At 71.5% G+C, this 5,282-nt stretch carries 5 protein-coding genes; 4 read left to right on the forward strand and 1 reads right to left on the reverse strand.

Features of this window, described 5'->3' with window-relative positions:
- From rpsO to AC1DUQ_RS20250, 3 genes are all read left to right on the forward strand, one after another.
- A partial coding sequence (rpsO, locus tag AC1DUQ_RS20240; RefSeq protein WP_477074473.1) for a 30S ribosomal protein S15 occupies nt 1-222 on the forward strand: 222 nt, incomplete at its 5' end.
- Nucleotides 223-443: 221 nt separating this feature from the next.
- Nucleotides 444-2,675 carry a polyribonucleotide nucleotidyltransferase gene (locus AC1DUQ_RS20245; protein WP_477074474.1) on the forward strand — a complete coding sequence of 744 codons (2,232 nt, stop codon included), beginning with the start codon at nt 444-446 and terminating at the stop codon, nt 2,673-2,675.
- Nucleotides 2,676-2,677: 2 nt separating this feature from the next.
- On the forward strand, nt 2,678-3,883 hold the full coding sequence (locus AC1DUQ_RS20250) for a M16 family metallopeptidase (protein ID WP_477074475.1): 1,206 nt from the start codon (nt 2,678-2,680) through the stop codon (nt 3,881-3,883).
- On the opposite strand, the gene AC1DUQ_RS20255 is transcribed toward AC1DUQ_RS20250, so the two are convergent.
- Nucleotides 3,839-4,810 carry a hypothetical protein gene (locus AC1DUQ_RS20255; RefSeq protein WP_477062934.1) on the reverse strand — a complete coding sequence of 324 codons (972 nt, stop codon included), beginning with the start codon at nt 4,808-4,810 and terminating at the stop codon, nt 3,839-3,841. The genes AC1DUQ_RS20250 and AC1DUQ_RS20255 overlap by 45 nt on opposite strands.
- A gap of 92 nt (nt 4,811-4,902) precedes the next feature.
- Here AC1DUQ_RS20255 and AC1DUQ_RS20260 point away from each other — a divergent pair.
- A partial coding sequence (locus tag AC1DUQ_RS20260) for a hypothetical protein (protein WP_477074476.1) occupies nt 4,903-5,282 on the forward strand: 380 nt, incomplete at its 3' end.

The following is a 5,282-nucleotide window of genomic DNA, read 5'->3' on the forward strand; positions in this document are numbered from 1 at the left end:
ACCCACGAGGGTGACACCGGTTCCCCCGAGGTCCAGATCGCGATGCTCACGCAGCGCATCAAGGACCTCACGGAGCACCTCAAGACCCACAAGCACGACCACCACAGCCGCCGCGGCCTGCTGCTTCTCGTCGRCAAGCGTCGTCGCCTGCTGGGTTACCTCCAGAAGGTCGACATCAACCGCTACCGCAGCCTCATCGAGAAGCTCGGCCTGCGCCGATAACGCCTCGCACCAGCCCGGACCCGCTGATGGGTCCGGGCTGGTGTGTCGTCACGGCACGCTGCCCCACGGCACGACCCGCACGACCAGCAGTACACACCGCGTCGGTCCGCTCGGTCCGGTCCTCGGTAGTGGCTTCCGGAAGCTCCGCACGGCGCGTCCGGTGGCCTCGATCGAAGATCGCTCGCGGACGGCCGGCGCCTTCTAGAAAGAGGAGGGCACCCATGGAGGGTCCCGAGATCCAGTTCGCTGAGGCACTGATCGACAACGGTCGCTTCGGCACCCGCACCGTCCGCTTCGAGACCGGCCGCATCGCCAAGCAGGCCGCCGGTGCCGCCGTCGCCTACCTGGACGGCGAGACGACGCTGCTCGCCGCCACCACGGCCGGCAAGCACCCGAAGGAGCAGTTCGACTTCTTCCCGCTGACGATCGACGTCGAGGAGCGGTCGTACGCCGCCGGCAAGATCCCCGGCTCGTTCTTCCGCCGTGAGGGTCGCCCGAGCACCGAGGCCATCCTCGCGTGCCGTCTGATCGACCGCCCGCTGCGTCCCCTGTTCGTCAAGGGCCTGCGCAACGAGGTCCAGGTCGTCATCACCGWCCTGTCGATCCACCCGGACGACTCGTACGACACGCTCGCCATCAACGCCGCGTCCATCTCGACGCAGCTGTCGGGCCTGCCGTTCTCCGGCCCGGTCGCCGGTGTGCGCGTCGCGCTCGTCGAGGGCCAGTGGGTCGCGTTCCCGCGGTACTCCGAGCGCGAGCGCGCGACGTTCGACATGGTCGTCGCCGGCCGCGTCGTGGGTGACGACGTCGCGATCGCCATGATCGAGGCCGAGGCGCCCGAGAAGTCCTGGAACATCATCAAGTTCGAGGGTGGCACCGCCCCCACGGAGGAGATCGTGTCGCAGGGCATCGAGGCGGCGAAGCCCTTCATCAAGGTGCTCGTCCAGGCCCAGCAGGAGCTGGCGTCGAAGGCCGCCAAGGAGACCCAGGCGTTCCCGACGTTCCCGGACTACCAGGACGACGCCTACGCAGCCGTCGAGGCTGCCTCGACGCAGTCGCTGAGCGACGCGCTGGGCATCGCGGACAAGCAGAACCGCGAGAACCGCCTCGACGAGATCAAGGCCGAGGTCGTCGCGCAGCTCTCCGAGCAGTTCGAGGGTCGCGAGAAGGAGCTCTCCGCCGCGTACCGCTCGGTGCAGAAGAAGCTCATCCGCCAGCGCATCCTCACGGACGGCTTCCGCATCGACGGCCGTGGCCTGCGGGACATCCGCACGCTCTCGGCCGAGGTCGAGGTCCTGCCTCGCGTGCACGGCTCGGCGATCTTCGAGCGCGGCGAGACCCAGATCCTGGGCGTCACCACGCTGAACATGCTCCGGATGGAGCAGCAGCTCGACACGCTCTCCCCGGAGACGCGCAAGCGCTACATGCACAACTACAACTTCCCGCCCTACTCCACGGGCGAGACGGGTCGCGTCGGTTCGCCGAAGCGTCGCGAGATCGGCCACGGGGCGCTCGCCGAGCGCGCGCTCATGCCGGTCCTGCCCAGCCGCGAGGAGTTCCCCTACGCCATCCGCCAGGTCTCCGAGGCGCTGAGCTCCAACGGGTCGACGTCGATGGGCTCGGTCTGCGCGTCGACCCTGTCGCTGCTCAACGCCGGTGTGCCGCTGCGCGCCCCGGTCGCCGGCATCGCGATGGGCCTCGTCTCCGACACGGTGAACGGTGAGACGCGCTATGCCGCCCTCACGGACATCCTCGGTGCGGAGGACGCGTTCGGTGACATGGACTTCAAGGTCGCCGGTACCCGCGAGTTCGTCACGGCCATCCAGCTCGACACCAAGCTCGAGGGCATCCCCGCCTCGGTGCTGGCCGGCGCGCTGACGCAGGCGAAGGAGGCTCGCCTGGCGATCCTCGACGTCATCGCCGAGGCGATCGACGTGCCCGACGAGATGAGCCCGTTCGCTCCTCGCGTCATCACGGTGAAGGTCCCGGTCGACAAGATCGGCGAGGTCATCGGGCCGAAGGGCAAGATGATCAACCAGATCCAGGAGGAGACCGGCGCCGACATCTCCATCGAGGACGACGGCACGGTCTACATCGGCGCCACCGACGGTCCGTCGGCGGAGGCCGCGCGTGCGGCGATCAACGCGATCGCCAACCCGCACATGCCCGAGATCGGGGAGCGCTTCGTCGGCACGGTCGTCAAGACCACGACGTTCGGCGCGTTCATCTCGCTCTCGCCGGGCAAGGACGGTCTGCTGCACATCTCGCAGATCCGCAAGCTCGTCGGTGGTCGTCGCGTCGAGAACGTCGAGGACGTCCTGGCCGTGGGCCAGAAGGTCCAGGTCGAGATCGGCGAGATCGACCCGCGCGGCAAGCTGTCGCTGCACGCGGTCATCGAGGGTGAGCAGGCCGACGCTCCGGCCGAGGACGCCTCCGAGCCGGTCGACGCCTGACGATGCCCCTGGACCTCCCGCTCGTCCGCCCGGGTCAGCCCGGGGCCGAGCAGTCCGTCGGGCAGGACGGCGACGCCATCGTGCGTCGTTCCGTCAAGGGCACCGCGCGCCGCACCGCGATGGACATCGCGGAGGCGTTCGACGCCGTCGGTGGTGAGGCCAACGCCGCCACCGGCAAGGAGCACACCTGCTACTACGCACGGGTGCTCGACACGGACCTCCCGATGGCGGTCGACGTCATCGCGGACATGGTCACCTCCGCGCGCCTGGACACCGACGAGCTCGAGACCGAGCGCGGCGTGATCCTCGAAGAGCTCGCCATGAACGACGACGACCCCAGCGACGTCGTGCACGAGCAGTTCGCCGCCGCGGTGCTGGGCGCCCACGCGCTCGGCCGGCCCATCGGCGGCACCCCCGAGACCATCCGCGCCGTCCCGCGCGACGCGGTGTGGGAGCACTACCGCGAGCACTACCGCCCCTCGACGCTGGTCGTCACGGCCGCCGGGGGAGTCGACCACGACGTGCTGTGCGCGCAGGTCGAGGAGGCGCTGACCACCGGTGGCTGGCCGCTCGACGCCGGTGCCGAGCCGCGCAGCCGGCGCGTCCTCACCGACGTCGCCGTGCAGGCCGGGCACGACGGCATCCCGGCGGAGGGCGTCGAGCTGACGATCCGCCGGCAGACCGAGCAGGCCAACGTCATCATCGGCGGGACGTCGCTCACGGCCACGGACCCGAAGCGGTTCACCCTGTCGGTGCTCAACGCGGTGCTCGGCGGCGGCATGTCGTCGCGGCTGTTCCAGGAGATCCGCGAGCGCCGCGGGCTGGCCTACTCCACGTACTCCTTCGCCTCCGGGCACGCCGACACTGGTGTCTTCGGCCTCTACGCCGGGTGCACGCCCGGCAAGGTCGACGAGGTCGTCGCCCTCATGGTCGCGGAGTGGGAGCGGATGGCCGACGCGCCGATCACGCAGGCCGAGCTGGAGCGGTCCATGGGCCAGCTCTCCGGCGGGCTGGTGCTCGGCATGGAGGACTCGGGCTCGCGCATGAGCCGGCTCGGCAAGTCCGAGCTGGTGCACGGGTCGCTGCTGAGCATCGACGAGTCGCTCGACCTGATCCGCTCGGTCACCGTCCAGGACGTGCAGGAGCTGGCCGCCGAGCTGGCGTCACGTCCGCGCTCGATCGTCCGCGTCGGCCCCTTCGGCGACTGACCCGCCGTACGCCGGGACGGTCGGTCGTCGCCCGGCGTCGAGCCGGGTGAGCGCCGCGGCCGTCGGGCCGACGAGCCCGGCCACGGCGATCGCCAACGCCCCGAGCGCCGCGGTCGCCAGCAGATAGTCGTCKCCGCCTCTGTACCAGTCGACCGCGCGTGGTGCCGTCACCGACAGCCCGACGGCGACCGCGACCAGGGTCCCGCCAGGCCCCCGCCCGACGAGCAGAGCGGCCGCGACCGCCGCCACGAGCAGTGCGGCGCCAGGGTCGATGACCGCGGAGCCGACCCGCTGCGACAGCGGCAGGCCGTCGTCCGTCGCGATCGTGGGATACAGGCTCAGAGCGACGATGCTCGTCGCGGGCAGTCCCAGGGCGAAGGCGGCGAGGCCCCACGCCCGGGCGGGCCGCCGTGGGCGCACCACCGCCGGGCCGGGCTGCCGGGCGGCGACCATGCACGTCGCCGCGACGGCCGCGAGCAGGACGACCGGCATGAGGACGCCGGGGGCGACGACGACCGCGTCGATTGCGGGTCGTGCGAGATCGGGGATCGTGCGCGTCGGACTGACCGGTCCCGGCCACCACGGCAACCACCAGCCGGAACCGTCGCCGAACGCGGAGCGGGCACCGAGCGCGGTCCAGGCGACGACGACCGAGACCGCGACCGTGGTGGTGAGCCCGCGTCGGGGTGGCCGGGTGGCGACGACCGCGACCCAGCAGACCGCGCACCAGATCGTCACCGACAGCGCCCACCGCGCCGAGCTGCCGAGGAGCTCCGCCAGCGTCAGCGGAGGCCACGTCCCGTCGTAGGCCGCCTGATCCAGCGCGTCGTACCACCGGAGCAGGGCGAGGGCGGTGGCGAGGACTCCCGCACCGACCATCCCCAGCGTCCGGACGGCGACGTGACGCCCAGGACCAGGGAAGGGCATGAGAGGCACGTGCAAGGTCATCGGGATCCGCGTCGCCGCACTTGAGTGCGCCCGACCCGCGTGGCGCGAGCCCTGACGCGCGATGATGAGGCATGGCCCCCGACCAGGTCGTCTACCACCGGTACCCGCCTCCGCCGAGCGCGCACGGGATCGTCGAGCACCTCTGGGTGGTGCGCCTCGCCGAGGGCGCCGTCGAGCGGGAGGTGCTGCTGCCCGACGGGCACGGGCTCGTCACGGTGGCAGTCGGCACGCCCGGTGAGCACATCGACCCCCACACGCTCGCGCGCACGCCCGACAGCAGCGGCATCCGCGGGCTCGCCGACCGGGCGTTCGTCCGCGAGCAGGTCGGCCCCGCCGTCCGGCTCGGTGCGCAGCTGGACCCGGTCGCGCTCGCACGGATGGGCGTGCGCGCACCGGCCCACGATCCCGTCTCGGTGTCCTCCGTGCTGGGCGCCCACGTGCAGGACGAGTG

This window comes from Cellulomonas sp. P4_B5_2 (assembly GCF_056402235.1).

Bases quoted from the DNA above. Each gene is read 5' to 3' on its own strand.
- AC1DUQ_RS20250 (WP_477074475.1), top strand. From the start codon at position 2,678: ATGCCCCTGGACCTCCCGCTCGTCCGCCCGGGTCAGCCCGGGGCCGAG.